The 17,288-nt window shown below is 46.6% G+C and carries 19 protein-coding genes and 1 tRNA gene; 6 read left to right on the forward strand and 14 right to left on the reverse strand.

Features of this window, described 5'->3' with window-relative positions; translation table 11 throughout:
• Window positions 1–47: 47 nt before the first annotated feature.
• The 5 genes from ICN25_RS09020 to ICN25_RS09040 form a co-directional block, all read right to left on the reverse strand.
• Window positions 48–124: transfer RNA gene (locus ICN25_RS09020), tRNA-Val, on the reverse strand.
• A gap of 18 nt (window positions 125–142) precedes the next feature.
• Window positions 143–2,179: a bifunctional (p)ppGpp synthetase/guanosine-3',5'-bis(diphosphate) 3'-pyrophosphohydrolase gene (locus ICN25_RS09025; RefSeq protein WP_216181665.1), complete on the reverse strand. Its 2,037-nt coding sequence runs from the start codon at window positions 2,177–2,179 to the stop codon at window positions 143–145.
• 15 nt (window positions 2,180–2,194) lie between these two features.
• A complete protein-coding gene (locus tag ICN25_RS10045) occupies window positions 2,195–4,015 on the reverse strand; it encodes an alpha/beta fold hydrolase (RefSeq protein ID WP_216181667.1) in 1,821 nt (606 codons plus the stop codon).
• A gap of 65 nt (window positions 4,016–4,080) precedes the next feature.
• Window positions 4,081–4,731, reverse strand: coding sequence for a CoA transferase subunit B (locus ICN25_RS09035; protein ID WP_216181670.1), 651 nt, complete (start codon window positions 4,729–4,731; stop codon window positions 4,081–4,083).
• A 50-nt stretch (window positions 4,732–4,781) separates the two neighbouring features.
• Complete coding sequence (locus tag ICN25_RS09040) at window positions 4,782–5,480, reverse strand: CoA transferase subunit A (RefSeq protein WP_216181673.1); 699 nt, start codon at window positions 5,478–5,480, stop codon at window positions 4,782–4,784.
• 205 nt (window positions 5,481–5,685) lie between these two features.
• Between ICN25_RS09040 and ICN25_RS09045 the strand changes: the two genes are divergently transcribed.
• Window positions 5,686–7,356 carry an electron transfer flavoprotein-ubiquinone oxidoreductase gene (locus tag ICN25_RS09045; RefSeq protein ID WP_216181676.1) on the forward strand — a complete coding sequence of 557 codons (1,671 nt, stop codon included), beginning with the start codon at window positions 5,686–5,688 and terminating at the stop codon, window positions 7,354–7,356.
• Between the two features lie 23 nt (window positions 7,357–7,379).
• Here the strand turns inward: ICN25_RS09045 and ICN25_RS09050 are convergent, their stop codons facing one another.
• The 4 genes from ICN25_RS09050 to ICN25_RS09065 form a co-directional block, all read right to left on the reverse strand.
• The gene (locus tag ICN25_RS09050) at window positions 7,380–8,537 is read right to left on the reverse strand and encodes an MFS transporter (protein WP_216181679.1); all 1,158 of its coding nucleotides are present in this window, start codon (window positions 8,535–8,537) and stop codon (window positions 7,380–7,382) included.
• Between the two features lie 27 nt (window positions 8,538–8,564).
• Window positions 8,565–9,680 carry a chorismate synthase gene (gene aroC / locus ICN25_RS09055; RefSeq protein WP_216181682.1) on the reverse strand — a complete coding sequence of 372 codons (1,116 nt, stop codon included), beginning with the start codon at window positions 9,678–9,680 and terminating at the stop codon, window positions 8,565–8,567.
• 42 nt (window positions 9,681–9,722) lie between these two features.
• Window positions 9,723–10,178, reverse strand: coding sequence for a CBS domain-containing protein (locus tag ICN25_RS09060; protein WP_216181685.1), 456 nt, complete (start codon window positions 10,176–10,178; stop codon window positions 9,723–9,725).
• A gap of 77 nt (window positions 10,179–10,255) precedes the next feature.
• Window positions 10,256–11,104, reverse strand: coding sequence for a YihY family inner membrane protein (locus ICN25_RS09065; protein WP_216181687.1), 849 nt, complete (start codon window positions 11,102–11,104; stop codon window positions 10,256–10,258).
• Between the two features lie 30 nt (window positions 11,105–11,134).
• On the opposite strand from ICN25_RS09065, the gene wrbA reads away from it, so the two are divergent.
• The 3 genes from wrbA to ICN25_RS09080 all read left to right on the forward strand — a co-directional run bounded on the left by wrbA (window position 11,135) and on the right by ICN25_RS09080 (window position 12,438).
• The gene (gene wrbA, locus ICN25_RS09070) at window positions 11,135–11,731 is read left to right on the forward strand and encodes an NAD(P)H:quinone oxidoreductase (RefSeq protein ID WP_216181689.1); all 597 of its coding nucleotides are present in this window, start codon (window positions 11,135–11,137) and stop codon (window positions 11,729–11,731) included.
• Window positions 11,732–11,740: 9 nt separating this feature from the next.
• A complete protein-coding gene (locus ICN25_RS09075; protein ID WP_216181705.1) occupies window positions 11,741–12,139 on the forward strand; it encodes a DUF2069 domain-containing protein in 399 nt (132 codons plus the stop codon).
• Window positions 12,140–12,252: 113 nt separating this feature from the next.
• Window positions 12,253–12,438, forward strand: a complete 186-nt coding sequence (locus tag ICN25_RS09080; RefSeq protein WP_015420997.1) for a hypothetical protein — start codon at window positions 12,253–12,255, stop codon at window positions 12,436–12,438.
• A gap of 80 nt (window positions 12,439–12,518) precedes the next feature.
• On the opposite strand, the gene ICN25_RS09085 is transcribed toward ICN25_RS09080, so the two are convergent.
• Window positions 12,519–13,520, reverse strand: a complete 1,002-nt coding sequence (locus tag ICN25_RS09085; RefSeq protein WP_216181708.1) for a sulfurtransferase — start codon at window positions 13,518–13,520, stop codon at window positions 12,519–12,521.
• Window positions 13,521–13,775: 255 nt separating this feature from the next.
• Here ICN25_RS09085 and ICN25_RS09090 point away from each other — a divergent pair, with 255 nt between their 5' ends.
• Together ICN25_RS09090 and ppk2 are read left to right on the forward strand one after the other, a co-directional pair.
• The gene (locus ICN25_RS09090; RefSeq protein WP_216181711.1) at window positions 13,776–14,063 is read left to right on the forward strand and encodes a serine/threonine protein kinase; all 288 of its coding nucleotides are present in this window, start codon (window positions 13,776–13,778) and stop codon (window positions 14,061–14,063) included.
• Window positions 14,064–14,090: 27 nt separating this feature from the next.
• A complete protein-coding gene (gene ppk2 / locus ICN25_RS09095; RefSeq protein ID WP_370624720.1) occupies window positions 14,091–14,864 on the forward strand; it encodes a polyphosphate kinase 2 in 774 nt (257 codons plus the stop codon).
• Here the strand turns inward: ppk2 and ICN25_RS09100 are convergent, their stop codons facing one another.
• From ICN25_RS09100 to ICN25_RS09115, 4 genes are all read right to left on the reverse strand, one after another.
• Window positions 14,865–15,764, reverse strand: coding sequence for an alpha/beta fold hydrolase (locus tag ICN25_RS09100; RefSeq protein ID WP_370624733.1), 900 nt, complete (start codon window positions 15,762–15,764; stop codon window positions 14,865–14,867). It abuts the gene before it with no gap.
• 54 nt (window positions 15,765–15,818) lie between these two features.
• Window positions 15,819–16,082, reverse strand: a complete 264-nt coding sequence (locus tag ICN25_RS09105; RefSeq protein WP_216862925.1) for an EF-hand domain-containing protein — start codon at window positions 16,080–16,082, stop codon at window positions 15,819–15,821.
• Window positions 16,083–16,084: 2 nt separating this feature from the next.
• On the reverse strand, window positions 16,085–16,774 hold the full coding sequence (locus tag ICN25_RS09110) for a DUF3313 domain-containing protein (protein ID WP_216181717.1): 690 nt from the start codon (window positions 16,772–16,774) through the stop codon (window positions 16,085–16,087).
• A gap of 92 nt (window positions 16,775–16,866) precedes the next feature.
• Window positions 16,867–17,214, reverse strand: coding sequence for a hypothetical protein (locus ICN25_RS09115; RefSeq protein ID WP_216181720.1), 348 nt, complete (start codon window positions 17,212–17,214; stop codon window positions 16,867–16,869).
• Between the last annotated feature and the right edge of the window lie 74 nt (window positions 17,215–17,288).

The raw sequence follows: 17,288 nt of genomic DNA on the forward strand, positions 1-17,288 counted from the left end.
AGCGCGGGAGCTTTTCGGCAACCGCGCACTTTTGGGTCTTTATTCGTTGGTAGGCTCGATTGGACTCGAACCAACGACCCCCACCATGTCAAGGTGGTGCTCTAACCAGCTGAGCTACGAGCCTATATAGCCATAGAGTTTATCACCGGCGGCGCACCTGGGTCACCCCTTTGACCTCTTCGAGACTGTTTTGAACCAAACGCAAGGCTTCTGAGTCTTTAATTTCCACAGTCAATAGGATTTGAGCAAGGCCACGCTTGGCAGATTTACGCAAGTCAATGACGTGGACGCCCTGTCTTGTCAGGATTTCAAACAATTCGCGCATGAGCTCAGGGCGATCCAGCCCAGTTACCGCTAAATCGGCCGGAAATACCCGTTTTGCATCACCCGTAGGTAAGGCTTCTGTAGAAGCTGCATTCCAAGCAGTTTGAATGACACGCTCTGGAGCTCGCTCCAACAAACCTCTAAACGTTTTGCAAGATCGACGATGTATAGAAACACCTCGGCCTTGAGTTACAAAACCTGCAATCGCATCCGGTGGCACCGGTCTGCAGCATCGTGCCAACTGGGTCAACAATGAATCCACTCCAACCACCAAAACATCGCCTGCTTGACCGTGCTTGCGAGTGCTTTGCTTCAGAATAATTTCCGGAGCTGGGGCAATCGCTTTAGCCTCTGGCTTTTGCTCAGCTTTGACATCGGCAGACTTAGCGCCTGCCTCTTCATCATCTAAAGCGTTAAACCAAGCTCGCACACGAGTGCGGGCACGCTGTGAGCGCAAATAGTTGCGGTTAGGGCTTATCCAATCGCGAGATGGTCCGCCATGCTTGACGGCAATGATTTCAATTGTTTGGCCATTCTGCAAAGGCGTATCCAGGGGAACCATCGCACCGTCGACTCGAGCGCCACGACAGCGATGACCCAGATCGGTATGAACAGCATATGCAAAGTCGATGGGGGATGAGCCCTTCTCTAATGAAATCACTTTACCCAGCGGAGTGAGAACATAAATATGGTCATCAATCTCGTGGTGCTTCAATTGCTCCCAAGCATCTTCTTTCCAGGAGATGAGCTGTCTTGCCCAAGCAATCTGACGCTCATAGGCTACTGCTGCACTATGTGTACCAGTTTGATGATTTGGGTTTGGCATGCTTGAGCTGCTGGATGTGGGTTTATTTTTTGGCGGTGTTGCAGCCCCAACATAAGCACCCTCTTTATAGCGCCAGTGTGCAGCCAGGCCATACTCAGCTTGTTGATGCATTTCATTGGTACGCACCTGAATTTCAAATGCGGTGCCATTCTCGTCCATCACTACGGTATGCAAGGATTGATAGCCATTGGGTTTAGGCCTAGCGATGTAATCGTCAAACTCACGTGGGACTGGCTGCCAAACGTTATGCACTATTCCTAAAATAGCGTAGCAAGATTTAACGTCCTCAACGAGAACTCTAAATGCTCTGACGTCATAGAGATTAGCAAAGTCGAGTGACTTGCCTTGCATCTTTTTCCAAATACTGTAGATGTGCTTTGGGCGACCCTGCACTTCACCTTGAATATGCGCGGCATTTAATTCTTCTTTGAGCTTTCTGACAATCTGCTCGATAAAAGATTCACGCTCAATACGCTTGCCATCCAGCATCTTGGCGATGTCGCGATAGACCTCAGGGGAAAGAACTCGAAACGCCAAGTCTTCCATCTCCCATTTCATTTGCCAAATACCAAGGCGATTAGCTAATGAGGCGTCAATGTTCAGAATCTCTTGCGCCCAAGCTTTTGGCATCTCCAACTTTTCTTGAGCAACCCAACGCAGCGTTTGCAGGCGAGAAGCAAGATAGATGAGAACGACGCGTAAGTCATCGCCAAAGGCGAGCAACATCTTCCTGAGCATTTCTTCTTGCCCAGAAATACTTAGACCGCCATCATTGCGAACTAGCTTGGCCTGAGCCTGCCTGAGGCCACGGTATCCAATTAGGAGCTTGGCTGACTCATCACCTATGAGCTTAGTCAGCGCTTCTTTGCCATGGGTGCGCGCAATATTAGTTGCGGCGGTTAGCGTAGCCTCATCAAGATGAAGCTGCTTAAGAATGCTGAGAACACCCGCGGCATGATTTTCTGAGGGCTCACCATACCAGCCATCAACAATTTTGACGCTCTCAGATGCATTGCCAACATTGGACATGGGCGACTAAAGTCCTTAACTAAAGAATTCTTTTGCTAGAGCAACTTGTTCTGACTTCACAAAAGCAGGCGCATGCCCTACCCCTGGAATTTCAATACTGCGAATGTATGGGTTGACCTTGCACATCTCCGCCACTGTTTTAGCTGAGAGCAAATCCGATTCGCCACCACGCACAATCAACATCGGGATATGGATTTGTTTAAAGGCGTGCCACATCGCCATCTCCCCTGCCTTTGCCATAATCGGATTTACCGAAGCAAACGGCACAGAAATATCCGGGTCATAGTGCATAACCCAGAGGCCATCCTTTTGAACTAGCATTGGCCCGTTATAAATTTCCCACTCTTCTGGCGTATGACTACCAAATGATGCGCAGATCTCATTTAGGCGTTGCAAGGCATCCGAACGATTAGTAAAAGTAAATGGTTGACCAACGTAAGAACCTAAGCGCTTAATTGCCTCTGGCTCAATACGTGGACCGACATCATTAATTAACATGCGACGGATTGGATTCTTGGGCATTGAGGCGTAGACCATACCGATCAGGCCACCCATAGAAGTTCCAAACCAATCTACTTGTGTAACACCAAGTTGTTTAATCAAGCACGCCATGTCTGCTACGTATTGCGGCACGGCATACAACATAGGATTCTTAAGGCGATCAGATTCGCCACGACCGACCACATCAGGACAGACTACGTAGTAATCATTACTCATCGCCTCTGCAAGGGTTTTGAAATCACTACCCCTGCGAGTTAAGCCATGAACACAAACCAATACCTTTGGATTACTCGGATTTCCCCAAGCGTGATAGGCCATACGATGCGGACCATCAGGACTAGTGCAAGTTACAAAGAAGGTATCGCCGTGATGAGTCACATTCGGCTTTTTAATCTCATCGTTCAAATGCTCATCATGGGTATGCTCATCTGCCATGCCGGCAATTTCAGGCTGCAGAGTGACATGATCAATACCATGCTTGTCTAAGAGCATCGTATTGATGCGCGTCATGATGTCTGGCCACTCATTCATCTGCTCGATTTCAATATGACCAATCAAAGCTGGAAAGCTAGGCGTCATTTCCCACACATGTAAATCATGAACGGCCAAGACACCTGGAACCTTTTTAAGATCACTACCCACTTGTAGATAGTCAATATGTAGCGGCACCCCTTCCATCAAGAAGTGATAGGACTCACGCAAGATGGAAACGGTAGACTTCAAAATCAGCAGCGAAACCAGAATAGAAAGAATCGCATCAATCGGCATCCAACCAGTTAGCTGAATCACGACACCAGCAATCAGGGCGGCGATAGAGCCCAATAGATCGCCCATCACATGAACCAGTGCAGCACGGGTATTAACGCTCTTTTTGTCGCGTGACAACACCCAAGCAACAACAATGTTCATTAACAAGCCAATGGCTGCGACTACGGTAACAGTTAAGCCATCTACATTATGTGGATCATAAAAACGACTAACTGCCTCAACCATAATCCAAACGACTAGGGCCAACATCGCAATGCTGTTAACAAATGCCGCTAAGGCTTCAGCCCTTCCGAAACCAAACGAATGTTTAGGCGATGGCGGACGACGAGAAATAATTTGAGCTAATAAAGCCAAGCCTAATGCAGCTGCATCCGTCACCATATGACCTGCGTCCGAGATCAAGGCTAATGAATTTGCAAAATAAGCTGCAGCGCCCTCTACTCCGGAAAAACCTAATGTCAGAACTAAAGCAATGAGGAGGAGGTTTTGATTGGAGACCTGCTTGGCATGGGAATGCTTAGCATCACCCTGCTTATGTGCATGAAGCGAATGATCAACAGCACTCATAAAAGGCTCTTTAGAAATAGAAATGGGGTCATTGACCCCATTATTTCACTATCCGATGAAAAAGGTTAGAAACCTGTTGTATCGACAGGGGCACCTGTTTTAGATATGACTTCTTCCTTGCTTACGCCTGGTGCCAACTCCACCAACTTCAAGCCCTTAGGCGTGATATCGAGGACGCAAAGGTCGGTAATGATGCGACTAATTACACCCACACCAGTTAATGGCAATGTGCACTTAGGCAAAATCTTCATTTCTTCTGTGCCGTCTTTCTTCTTGGCAACGTGCTCCATCAAGACAACTACATGCTTTACGCCAGCAACCAAGTCCATGGCGCCGCCCATACCTTTAACCATCTTGCCTGGAATCATCCAGTTCGCTAAGTCGCCATACTCACTTACCTGCATAGCACCCAAAATCGCAATATTGATTTTTCCACCACGAATCATTCCAAATGAATCTGCGGAAGAAAAGATGGATGAGCCCGGCAAAGTAGTAATCGTTTGCTTACCGGCATTGATCAAATCAGCATCAATTGTTTCTTCAGTTGGAAATGGGCCAATACCCAATAAACCATTTTCAGATTGAAGCCATACTTCCATATCTTTTGGTACATAGTTTGCGACTAGGGTTGGCATGCCAATACCCAAGTTCACGTAGTAACCATCTTTTAGCTCTTTAGCAGCACGTGCTGCCATTTCTTCTCTATTCCAAGGCATGTCGATCTTCCTAAATATTCTGTACGGTGTATGGACTTAACTATTAGAAGTTAAGCCTTTGATAAAGTGCGCTGCTCAATACGCTTCTCAGGCTCAGTGTTGAGCACCAAGCGATGCACGTAGATGCCTGGCGTATGAATCTGATCCGGATCCAATTCGCCGTTCTCCACAATCTCTTCCACTTCAGCAACAGTGATCTTGCCTGCCATTGCGACAACTGGATTGAAGTTGCGAGCGGTATAGCGATACACCAGATTGCCAGATTTATCGGCTTTCCATGCTTTCACTAGAGAAATATCGGAAACGATTGAACGCTCCATGATGTATTTCTCACCATCAAATTCTTTTTCTTCTTTACCTTCAGCAACTAAAGTGCCCACACCTGTTTTGGTGTAGAAAGCCGGAATACCGCAACCGCCTGCACGCAACTTTTCTGCCAAGGTTCCTTGCGGAGTAAATTCCAGCTCAAGCTCGCCAGCTAAAAACTGACGCTCAAACTCTTTGTTCTCACCTACATAAGATGCAACCATCTTCTTTACTTGTCTTGAATTCAATAGCAAACCCAAACCAAAGCCATCTACCCCGGCATTATTAGCAATCGCTGTCAGATTTTGCGCACCAAGATCCTTAACCGCTTGAATCAAGGCTTCAGGAATGCCACACAAACCAAAACCGCCAACGGCGAGCTTCTGGCCATCTTTCAAGATATCCCGCAGGGCATCTACAGCTGATGGGTAAGTCTTATTCATAAATTCGTCCTAATATTGCCAAAAAGGGTAAAAAAGCAATCATAACGCTTTAGCCTCTCAAGCCCGTTAGCATTGGGCACCAACCTGGTTTTTCCAGCTTAGAACTAAACTATGGGTGTGTCTGGGGCTATATAAATAGCAGAAATGCTTAAAACGCCCCAAATACCTTAAGCACCCTATTTATAAGCATCGCCGGAGAAATCAAATGACTGCCCAGGAATTGCTCGAACAGTTTGGCCCTAGAGAATCGATGGACTACGACCTAGTCATCGTAGGTGGTGGCCCAGCAGGCTTATCTGCAGCTATTAAAGCAAAACAGTTAGTCAATGAGTCCGGCAAAGAGATTAGCGTTTGCGTTCTCGAAAAGGGATCTGAAATCGGCGCACATATTCTGTCTGGCGCAGTAATGGACCCCAAGGCGCTTACCGAACTCTTCCCCAACTGGAAAGAGCTAGGAGCACCACTCGATACCGAAGTTAGTCAAGATCAGTTTTTATTTCTGACAAAAGACAGCTCATTCCAAGTTCCGAATTGGATGCTGCCCCACTGCTTTAAGAATGAAGGTAACTATATTGTTAGCTTAGCCAATGTCACTCGCTGGCTAGGTCAACAAGCCGAGAATCTCGGTGTAGAAATTTTCCCGGGCTTTCCTGCTGCAGAAATTCTGTACAACGACCAAGGCGCAGTTTGTGGCGTCATTACAGGTGCAATGGGTTTAGACAAAGAAGGTCAGCCTACTGATCAATTTCAACTCGGCATGGAATTGCGTGCTAAATACACTCTGTTCGCCGAAGGTTCACGCGGACATTTAGGCAAGCAACTCATTAGCAAGTTTGAGCTGGATAAAGATGTTGATCCACAAAGCTACGGCATTGGCATTAAAGAGTTATGGGAAGTTGAACCCTCTAAGAGTAAACCCGGTCTAGTGGTTCACACCGCTGGCTGGCCATTAGAGAGCGATACCTATGGTGGCTCATTCTTGTATCACTTAGGTGACAACAAAGTGGCTGTTGGCTTAGTAGTAGGCCTCTCTTATAAGAACCCCTACCTCTCACCATTTGAAGAGTTCCAGCGCTATAAGTTGCACCCAAAGATTCGTGAGACTTTTGAAGGCGGTAAACGCTTGGCCTATGGTGCGCGCGCACTCACGGCGGGTGGCTTAAATAGCTTACCTAAAACTGTTTTCCCTGGTGGCGCATTGATTGGTTGTGATGCTGGTTTCTTAAACGCATCACGTATCAAAGGAAGTCATGCAGCCATTAAGACCGGCATGCTTGCCGCTGAAGCTGCTATTGCCGCACTTGCTGAGAATCGCTCTGCTGATGTGTTGGCTGCCTATCCAAATGCATTTAAAAATAGCTGGCTTCATACGGAGTTAAGTCAGGCGCGCAACTTTAAGCCATGGATGTCAAAAGGTTTGTATTTAGGCACCCTCATGGTTGGCCTTGAACAAAAGCTTTTGGGTGGCAACATGCCTTGGACGATTCATTTAAAGCATGCAGATCATGAGTGTCTTGAACCAGCAGTGCAGCACCAACCAATCGACTATCCAAAGCCCGATGGCAAGATTACATTTGATCGCCTCTCATCCGTATTTATCTCCAATACGAATCATGCTGAGAATCAACCTATCCACCTCACCTTAAAAGATGCATCGGTACCAGTCAGCTTGAATCTCAAAACCTACGCAGGTCCAGAGCAACGTTACTGCCCTGCTGGCGTGTATGAGTATGTAGAAAAAGATGGTCAAGCGCAGTTGCAAATTAATTCGCAAAACTGTGTGCACTGCAAGACTTGCGATATCAAGGACCCAAGTCAAAACATTATTTGGATTACCCCTGAAGGCGGTGGCGGCCCTAACTACGGATCAATGTAGAGATGGTTGTTTTGAGTTTTTTGCTATCTAGCTGGGTAGTGGCGAGGACGCAGCTTTCCAATCGCCATACCCGCTAGACCACAGGCTAAAGCCGACATCACAAACACATTGCGTGGCTGAGTAGCATCCCATAACCAACCAGCAACCAAGCCCCCTAGCGTTCCACCTAAGCCGTAAGATACTGTTGCCATCAATGCCTGGCCTCGTGCCTGAAGTGGGCCAGTAAACCAGCGTTGCAATAACTTAGTTGCGGCACTGTGGTGCGCACCAAAAGTACCCGCATGCATTAGCTGAGCCAGAATCAATACCCAAGTCACTGGGAAGAATGCAATCAAGATAAAGCGGAATACACCAATACCAAAGGCAATTTGCAAAACAACTTCGGCATCTAAGCGACTTAGCACTTTGCTTTGGAAGTAGAAGAAGATCACTTCCGCACCAACGCCCAAAGCCCAGAACAAACCGATCTGGAATTTATCGTAGCCTAGATCCGCTAAGTAAAGTGAATAGAACACATACAAAGCGGCATGCGCAAAGATCATAAAAAATCCAGAGAGCAAGAACCAGCGCACATCAGGATTGAATAAAACAATTAGGAGTTCGCCCTTGACCATCTTGCGACGCTCCATCTTCGGCTCATGCAAGCGAAAGGTAACTAGTGCCAAGAAGATCAAAATTACCGCGCCCACGATAGGGTAAAGCTCAATACCTTTACGCTGAAATAGCTCGCCGGCAAATAAGACCATGGCAATAAAACCAATTGAGCCCCATAAGCGTAGGCGGCCATAGCGCTTATCAAATGAATTGTCTTTAAATAAAGCGTGTACCGTAGCCGACTCACCCAAGGGCATCAGGCTGCTGAGGATAGTGTGGAGTACAAACATCCAAATGAAGAATGCAATGTAACTTTGTAGGAAAAAAATACTTAAGAAAGTGACTGCAGCCAGGCAGGCGCAAAAGCGAATGATTCTGATCCGATCGGATAGATAGTCAGACAACCATCCCCAAGAGAATGGGCCGACTATTCGCGTAATTTGCAGCATGGACATTAAGACTGCGATCTCGATAACGCTAAAGCCACGATCGAGAAAAAAGAGACTGGCGTAAGGAGATACTAGGCCAACGTAAGCGAAATATAAAAAGAAAAAGGACCCGAAGGCCCAACGCACTGAAGGTGTCATTTTCTTTTTCTTGGCTGAATATTGTTATTAATCAGTTGCAGAACCGGGACGTGCTGCTGGTATTGGCGGAACAGTGTGTTTCACATCACCACATTGAGCGCGATGACGCAAAGCATGATCGATCAACACTAAAGCTAGCATCGCTTCAGCAATCGGCGTTGCCCGAATGCCAACACAAGGATCATGACGACCTTTGGTTTGCACGGTAATAGGATTGCCATCCAAATCAATCGATTGTTTTGGACTCAGAATGCTAGAGGTTGGCTTGATTGCAATTGATACACGCAAATCTTGGCCGCTACTGATGCCGCCTAAAGTGCCGCCACTATGATTGCTGGCAAATCCATCTGGATGAAGCTCATCGCCATGCTCGCTACCGCGTTGCGCTACCGACTTAAAGCCAGCACCAATCTCCACGCCCTTAACAGCATTGATACCCATCATGGCATGCGCAATATCAGCATCTAACTTATCAAATAAGGGTTCACCCAATCCAATAGGTACATTACGCGCCCGCACTTCAATCTTCGCCCCACAAGAGTCCCCTGCCTTACGCAGTGAATCCATGTAAGCCTCTAACTCAGGAACGATATCGGTATTCGCAGCAAAGAAAGGATTGCTCTCAATCAGGGCCGCATCTTTAAATGGAATCTCAATCTCACCGAGTTGGCTCATGTAGCCATAAAACTCAGTGCCGTATTGTTCTTTCAACCACTTCTTCGCAATTGCTGCTGCAGCCACTACAGGCGCAGTCAATCTTGCTGAAGAGCGCCCACCACCACGGGGGTCTCGTAAACCATATTTGTAGTGGTATGCATAGTCCGCATGGCCAGGTCTAAATGTTTGCAGGATGTTGCCGTAATCTTGACTACGTTGATCGGTATTTCGAATCAACAATCCAATTGGCGCGCCGGTAGTTTTACCCTCATAAACGCCAGACAGAATTTCAACCCTATCCGCCTCTTGACGCTGAGTCACATGACGCGAAGTTCCCGGCTTACGACGATCCAAGTCAATCTGCAAATCCGCTTCAGATAAGGACATTCCTGGAGGGCAACCATCAACAACGGCGCCGATCGCTGGACCATGGGATTCACCAAAAGTGGTGACAGTAAAGAGAAGGCCTAAAGTATTTCCTGACATATCGACATTATGTCATTTGTCAGGGCTATCAGGCTAGGCAGCTTAAGGGGATGCCTTTTCGGCCTCTTCTGGCCAGTCGCGGATATAAGCCTTGAGCATGGTGTTCTCAAAGTCTTGAGCCTCAACCACCGATTTAGCCACGTCATAGAAAGAAATCACGCCCATCAGCATCTTTTGATCAATAACCGGCAGATAGCGGGCATGCTCCACTAGCATCATCCGGCGCACTTCATCAATCTCGGTTTCCATATTGCAGGTAAGCGGCTTGGCATTCATGACGCCCTTCACCTTCAGGTCATCCAATTGACCGTGGTGTTTTGCTAATGCTGCAATCACTTCACGGAACGTCAGGATGCCCACGAGTTTGTCGTATTCCATGACAACCAAAGAACCGATATCGTGCTCACTCATTACCAAGACGGCCGTTTGTAAGGCAGTGTCTGGCGCCACTGTAAATAGTGTGCTGCCCTTTACGCGCAATATGTCACAAACTTTCATATGGTCTCCAGCAATGAGTTCTTATTTAAACAATATATTCTTAAGCCCCCAAGGAATCAAGGGTCTAGCAAGGGATTTCAGTAACGAATAACCCTAACCACCCCACTCCGAATACTGGGGAGGTTGGCAACCAGGACTGCGCCAGCCAAGGTAATCCACCAAGTCAGGTAAATCCAGATAAGCGCCAATGGGAAGATGGCAAAGGCACCATAGACCGTTTTGTAAAAGGCTACATTCGTTAGAAACAGGCCAAAGCCAAACTTCATCAACTCAAAAGTCAGCGCCGCAAAGAAGGCTCCACTCAAAGCGTCACGCCACTGGATTTGCGCATACGGGAGAATTTTGTAGGCAACCGAGAATACGGACATTGCCAGCAGCACTGGAACTACTGTTGCAAATAAACCTAAGCCAAAACTCAGCGTCTCAGTCCATCCCTCCGCAGCACTAAATAAAAGACCGCTCAAGTAAGTCCCGATACCCAGCAGAATAGGTCCCAATATAGTTGCTGCAGAGTAGATCGCAATCTTCTTCAGGATGGGTCGACTTTGAGTAACTCGAAAGATCTGATTAAAGGCGCTCTCAATCACCGCCATGGTCATGATGGTCGTAATCACCAGGCCAACTAAACCAATCAAGGTAAGGCCCTTGGCCTGCGCTGAAAATTGATCCAAATAATTAAAGACCTGCTGATTTAGGCCGCCAGGCATATAGGTATCAAGAAGCCATGCCTGAAAGGCATATTTAATCCTGACTACGCTGGGTAAGTAGCCAATCAGAATCGAGGCCACTGTCAACATCGGAACCAAGGCAAGCGTAGTCGTAAAGGCCAAACTGGCAGCAACTTGCTTCAGATTTTGGCCACGATTGCGCTCCCATATCTCTTTTCCAAGAGAGAGCCATAATTGAGGATTACGAATGAGGCGCATCGCCCATATCATAAGAGATAAGAGAAGAATATGAGCCAATCCGACATTTTAGTTTTGTACTACTCACGCTACGGAGCCACGCGGGACTTGGCACGCCTGATTGCTGAAGGTATTGAAAGTGTTCCGGGAGCCAATGCCCGATTAAGAACAGTCCCCGCCATCTCCACCGTCTGCGAATCCACCGAAGCTGCCGTTCCAGCTGATGGCGCCCCTTATGTTGAGTACTCAGATTTAAAAGAATGTATTGGCTTAGCACTTGGATCCCCTACTCGCTTTGGCAATATGGCCGCCCCCATGAAATACTTTTGGGATGGCAGTTCCTCTGAGTGGATGAATGGCGCCCTTGTTGGTAAGCCTGCTTGCGTCTTTACCAGTACAGGCAGCCTGCATGGCGGACAAGAAAGCACCTTACTCACCATGATGATTCCCCTGCTTCACCACGGCATGATGATCATGGGCATTCCGTATAGCGAACCCGATCTAATGAGCACCTCAACTGGTGGCAGTCCTTATGGCGTAACTCACCTTGCACATGCTGATGGCAGAGCACCCATTAGCGCCGAAGAGCAGCGCTTAGCCATTGCCCAAGGCAAACGCCTAGCACTGACTGCTCTCAAACTTATTTAAAGGCAATTCATGCTCAAAAGCTGGCTCTCCAAAAATCCATATCAGCTCATCGCTACCGCAGCCTTTGTTGACTTATTCATCCTATGCATAGCCTGGGAATGGTTTATCTCCCCGCTTAGACCTGGTGGCTCCTGGCTCATTCTGAAAGCCATCCCCCTGTTATTTGCTATTCCAGGGCTATGGAAAGGCAATGTCTACACCATGCAGTGGGCTTCGATGCTGATCTTGCTTTACATCACCGAGGGCTTGGTCCGGATTCTGGAAACTGGGGCTAATTTCTGGATGGCTGCCCTAGAAACCACCCTAGGCACGGTCGCCTTTGTTTGCCTGCTGATTTACCTCAAACCCATCAAAGCACGTGCTAAAGCGGCTAAAAAAGAGCTGGCTGAGGCTGAAAAACAAGCTTAGAGGGTAAAAAATGGTCGATTTGACTGGTTTTTGTTAATTTCTTCAAAAATATTACTTATTCCTGTCATCTCAGCCACTTTTCCATGCGTTGTATGGTCATGGAGGTGGCAAATATGTCAACAAGACTCAAACGTTGGGCCCGTGCAATTCAACAGATCGACTTGTCCAAAAGGACGCCTGAAGTCGCGATTGGCTATTTAGATAGCAAATACCGCGATATCGCTTGGCGCTATATCCGTATCTTGGGCTTTGAGCGCACTATTAGCTTTATGGCCAGCAATAACTTCCACCCAGAATAGTTCACCGTATTTACAAAAAACCCCAGAAGAATGCCATTTTCTGGGGTGTTTTAATTTTCTGAGCTAGCAGACCTGAGGAATCAATTGCTTTTTGCCTTCAGAGCTTCTTCCAATTGATTAATCTTATTTTGCATGGCCGCCATCTTGGCATTCAATGCGCCAACATTTAAGAAGGTTTCGTCCGAGACCTGAGCTTTTAGGTTATTTCCCCAACCAAGCCAAGATGAGTCATAGACCTTCACTTTCTTGAATCCTAGATTTTTCAAAACAGTTGCCGTTTCCGAGGCACGTACCCCACTCTGACAATAGACTACTGTCTCCTGATTTGGATCCAGACCTGAATACAGCTTTTTCAAATCCGCCTGGCTTTTTAGTGTCATGCCAGAATTATCAGCAACCTGCTTCTTACTTAACTTAATAGATGTGGCGGGATCCTGCCAATTTTCCTCGAAGGGAATATTGACCGCATTGGGAATATGACCACCTCGGATCGCTCGAACATCTTTCCCAGAAAACTCATCAGGGGTTCTTGCATCAATAATTTGAACTGATTTAGATTGCGCAAGTTTTAACATTTCCTCATTGCTAACTACTAGCTGAGGCTGGGGTACCAGCACTACAGATACTGCCGGCAAGGTTGCGCGATCTTTTTGCAAGGGCAAGCCAGCCGATTTCCAGGCATCGATACCGTCATGATAGATTTGAGCCCGCTTCCCGCCGAAATAATTAATCGTATAGAGGCCAAAGTAAGCGTAAGGATTTCCGCGCGAGCCATACACCACGATGTCTTTATTAATATCTAGTCCTGCCTGATTAAAAATCGCCTGAATCTTCGCGGTGGCAATGTAATCTTCCTTATTGGCATCCCTGAGCGTATTGCCGGCATCACCGATATTGATAGCACCAGGAATGTGTCCTTCTAGATAACTCTTTTCATCTCGAACATCCCAAATGATTGCGCCTCGTGCTATCGCTTCCTGCACTTGTGCCGTCTGAATAATGGCGTCATTTTTTTGGGCTATCGCCAAAGAGCTGATGAGCAATAGGCTTATCGAGAAGAGGCGCTTCATGAGAATGTTCATATGGATGCTTTCTGAGCAAGGGTGAGCTAAGGATTAAATATTAACCTGATGTTCTTGCTGAATAGTAAATATTAAGAAAGTCAGCAAGGGGAGGAGAAGGTGCCGATCATATCGATTCTATTTAGCACCAAATTAAATATGGTTCAGACTGTCACAATCGCTTGAAACTCGTTCCAATAGGACGTAGGATCAATGCATAGGCGTCAGCCTTTTATCAAGCCTTAAAAAATGGCACTCTCTTTAAAGGAATACATCATGAGTCAAAAAAAATTAGTTAAGCAATTATTGAAAAAATTAGACAAGCTCGAAGCCGAAAGAGAGAAGTTGATCGATAAGCTAGCAAAGGCCTTGGATAAGATGGAGAAAAAAGCTCCGACCAAGAAAGCGCCAGCTAAAAAAGCGGCGGCGAAGAAGGTACCCGCTAAAAAAGTAGCTGCCAAGAAAGCGCCAGCAAAGAAAGTAGTAGCCAAAAAAGCTACCGCTAAAAAAGCACCTGCAAAGAAGGTTGTAGCGAAAAAAGTAGCTCCTGCCAAAACCGCTTAATAGTCAATTTCCTAGCAAAGGCTGCCCGTGAGTAAATCCTTAATTTCAGAACATACTTACGAGGCAGACTTACGACTTCTTCAAATTGAATTAGTTAAACTCCAGCGCCACATCATTCAAAAAGGTAAGCGCCTCTTAGTTATATTTGAAGGACGTGATACTGCCGGCAAAGATGGAAGCATTAAAAGCGTTACTGAAAATTTAAGCCCCCGAGACACTAAGATTGTTGCCCTAGCAGCCCCCTCCTCTGTTGAGGAGCATGAATGGTACTTTCAACGATACGTTGCGCAGCTACCCTCCGCCGGTGAAATGATCCTCTTCAATAGAAGTTGGTATAACCGTGCCGGCGTTGAAAAAGTAATGGGATTTTGCACTGATGATCAATATAAATTATTCATGGCAACAGTGAATGATTTTGAATCCTTGCTTGTAAGCTCCAATATTCAAATCGTAAAGTACTACCTAGATATCTCTAAGGAAGAGCAAGCCAAAAGGCTCAAAGATCGAGCAAAAGATCCACTGAAACAATGGAAGATTAGCCCTATAGATCAGAAAGCTCAGAAGATGTGGGGTGCTTACTCAGATGCTCGAGACAAAATGCTCAAGCAAACTAGCACATCAGATGCACCCTGGACCGTCATTAATGCAAACGATAAAAAGCTTGCACACCTCAATCTGATTGCAGATTTGTTATCAAGATTTTCCTATCCAGAGAAAGATACGAAAATACTCAAGATTGATCCAAACATTGTTTTAACTTGGCCAGCGGGATCTAAAAAACTTCCCAAGTTATTCAAGTAACTACTTCAAGCAAAAAAACTGCTCCGCTTCAGCAAGAAGCTCTTGCGGCAGCTCCTCAGGAATGTAGTGGCCAGACGGAACACTTTTTCCGGAGACAGTCTTTGCGACTCGCTTCCAATCCTCGATGGGTGAGAAACATTTAGCAACTAGGCCATGCTCACCCCAGAGAACTCTTAAGGGCATCGCTAGCATTTTGCCGGCATCCCTATCGGCTCGATCATGAATTAAATCAATGGTGGCTGCAGCACGATAGTCCTCGCACATGGCATGCATAGACTCTGGGTTGCTGGCACCAGCAAGATACTCAGCCCAAGATTGCGGATCAAAAATTCCAGTACCAGCATGTCTGCCCATGTGATTTCTGAGCCAGAACTCTGGATTGGCACCAATGAGTGTTTCTGGAATGGGATGAGGCTGAATTAAGAAAAACCAATGCCAATAACCCCTGGCAAATTCCATGGTGGTGTTTTCATACATAGTCAGTGTTGGAGAAATATCCAACACCATCAAACGCTCTACACTTTCAGGGAAATCCATCGCCAAGCGCTGTGATACCCGACCGCCACGATCATGACCCAATACAGAAAACTTGTTATGCCCAAGCGCCTGCATCACAGCATGCTGATCGGCAGCCATGGCTCTTTTTGAGTAAGTCGAATGATCAGCTGCACCCACTGGCTTTGATGAAGCGCCATAACCCCGAAGATCGGTCACAACTACTGAGAATCGTTTTGCCAACTCAGGGGCAATATGTCTCCATATGGCCTTAGTTTGAGGGAAGCCATGTAGCAATAGCAATGCAGGCCCAGAGCCGGCAGTCTGGCAAGCAATATCAATGGGGCCATCTGCCGAGGGAACAGTAATGATGGAATCTTTAAAGCCTTCAATTAGGTACGGCATCATCTACTCCAATAAAAAAGAGCCTCATCTGAGGCTCTTTAATGTAATTAATAATTACCTATTCGCTATCGCCTCAATTTCTGCGACAGTGACATAGCCTTTATTCTGCGAGTCAATCATACTGAAATGATCATAGATGCGAGGCATACAACCTTTCGCTTCATCAAGAGTCAGCTTACCATCGCGGTTCACATCGCATTGGGCAAAACGTTCCTGAATTTCTTTATTACGTGAGGCGTCATCAGCGTTCGCAGGAACTGCTGCAAGCACGAATGTTGCTGCGCCAATAAGACCTAGGTATGTCATGAGATTTCGCATATTTATTTAGCGGCGGCAGTTGCTCTTGGGTCAGCAGAAGTTTCCATGGCTACCTTAACCACCTTTTTAGCCATAGCTACAAATGATTCGACTGAGCCGCCACCGGTACGGAATGATTCACCCTGAATAGTTACCAAACCTTCGCCGAGCACTTCTTTAGATTGACTATCAGTAATCTTGCTCTCAACCAACATCGCCGGAGTTTTAGAGTTAACACCGCCAGCATAAGCAGCCGCATTCATTGCCAGACCAATTGGTGTGAAATTCCATGGTTGCAAGCTATCAGTCGAACTTTCTGCACCGGTAATACCAACAGAGATACGCGCTACGCCTGGACCGGGCTGATTCACGATCTTGATATTGCCACGACTCATCACTGCGTTGACCATGGAGTCTTGCAATGCAATCTTGGCCTGATTAATTACCTGTGGAGAAATTTCTTTAGTAGCGTTCTGATTCAAATAAATTGGATCCAAGATTACGGCAGTGTATGTGCCTGGATTCACACCAGCTTTGCGATATCTCCAAATACGAGTATCAGCTTCAGAAGTAGCCATCGGAACAAGTACTGAGTAATCCGGCAAAAAACCAGATCTAGGCATTGGTTGGCTTGCCAACTTCGGGGTATTGCTACAAGCAGCCAATAAAGTAGCTACAGAGATTGCTGCAACTAAAGCGCCTAATTTGTTCATTTCTTATCCAGTGTGTGGTGTGATTGAGATTAGCTCTTGAGCTAGTTTTATCCGATCATACGCCTCATTCAGAGCTGGGATTTAATACTGCCCTATGGGGCTGGGCAAGGCATCAGGCTTCCGGACTTTTGGTGAAGCTGTGGCTTGCACTCAACTGGTGCAACTGTAGCTTTTGGGCTTGATGTTACGCCAGCTGAAGATGGTGTAGTCGCTGCAGCCTGAGTCGCCTTAGGCGTATTCACATTTAAGGATGGAATAGATTTATAAAATTGCTTATCAGTCCCAGGGCAAGGCATTAAAGCGCCAGTCTTGGCATTCATGACGGGCTTACATTCTGGGTCAGCCTGCAGTCTTGCCTCGAGCTTATCAACGGTACAGGCACCCAGCAGAGTAAGTGCGATAGACAAAGCGGCAATGCGCATAGAGAGGATGATTTTCATGGAAGTTATTCTAGGCTAAACGGTGCTACATGAATAGTGGCAATATATGGAATCCATTCGATATGGCACCACTA

It is taken from the genome of Polynucleobacter sp. 80A-SIGWE (assembly GCF_018882295.1).
Lineage (GTDB): Bacteria > Pseudomonadota > Gammaproteobacteria > Burkholderiales > Burkholderiaceae > Polynucleobacter.

Coding starts and splice junctions, on each gene's coding strand:
- ICN25_RS09100 (WP_370624733.1), bottom strand. CDS start 15,764: ATGCCGTACCTAATTGAAGGCTTTAAAGATTCCATCATTACTGTTCCC.
- ICN25_RS09060 (WP_216181685.1), bottom strand. CDS start 10,178: ATGAAAGTTTGTGACATATTGCGCGTAAAGGGCAGCACACTATTTACA.
- ICN25_RS09080 (WP_015420997.1), top strand. CDS start 12,253: ATGTCAACAAGACTCAAACGTTGGGCCCGTGCAATTCAACAGATCGAC.
- ICN25_RS09065 (WP_216181687.1), bottom strand. CDS start 11,104: ATGCGCCTCATTCGTAATCCTCAATTATGGCTCTCTCTTGGAAAAGAG.
- ICN25_RS09050 (WP_216181679.1), bottom strand. CDS start 8,537: ATGACACCTTCAGTGCGTTGGGCCTTCGGGTCCTTTTTCTTTTTATAT.
- ICN25_RS09090 (WP_216181711.1), top strand. CDS start 13,776: ATGAGTCAAAAAAAATTAGTTAAGCAATTATTGAAAAAATTAGACAAG.
- ICN25_RS09035 (WP_216181670.1), bottom strand. CDS start 4,731: ATGCCTTGGAATAGAGAAGAAATGGCAGCACGTGCTGCTAAAGAGCTA.
- ICN25_RS09025 (WP_216181665.1), bottom strand. CDS start 2,179: ATGTCCAATGTTGGCAATGCATCTGAGAGCGTCAAAATTGTTGATGGC.
- ICN25_RS09045 (WP_216181676.1), top strand. CDS start 5,686: ATGACTGCCCAGGAATTGCTCGAACAGTTTGGCCCTAGAGAATCGATG.
- aroC (WP_216181682.1), bottom strand. CDS start 9,680: ATGTCAGGAAATACTTTAGGCCTTCTCTTTACTGTCACCACTTTTGGT.
- ICN25_RS09115 (WP_216181720.1), bottom strand. CDS start 17,214: ATGAAAATCATCCTCTCTATGCGCATTGCCGCTTTGTCTATCGCACTT.
- ICN25_RS09085 (WP_216181708.1), bottom strand. CDS start 13,520: ATGAACATTCTCATGAAGCGCCTCTTCTCGATAAGCCTATTGCTCATC.
- ICN25_RS09075 (WP_216181705.1), top strand. CDS start 11,741: ATGCTCAAAAGCTGGCTCTCCAAAAATCCATATCAGCTCATCGCTACC.
- ICN25_RS10045 (WP_216181667.1), bottom strand. CDS start 4,015: ATGAGTGCTGTTGATCATTCGCTTCATGCACATAAGCAGGGTGATGCT.
- wrbA (WP_216181689.1), top strand. CDS start 11,135: ATGAGCCAATCCGACATTTTAGTTTTGTACTACTCACGCTACGGAGCC.
- ICN25_RS09040 (WP_216181673.1), bottom strand. CDS start 5,480: ATGAATAAGACTTACCCATCAGCTGTAGATGCCCTGCGGGATATCTTG.
- ICN25_RS09105 (WP_216862925.1), bottom strand. CDS start 16,082: ATGCGAAATCTCATGACATACCTAGGTCTTATTGGCGCAGCAACATTC.
- ICN25_RS09110 (WP_216181717.1), bottom strand. CDS start 16,774: ATGAACAAATTAGGCGCTTTAGTTGCAGCAATCTCTGTAGCTACTTTA.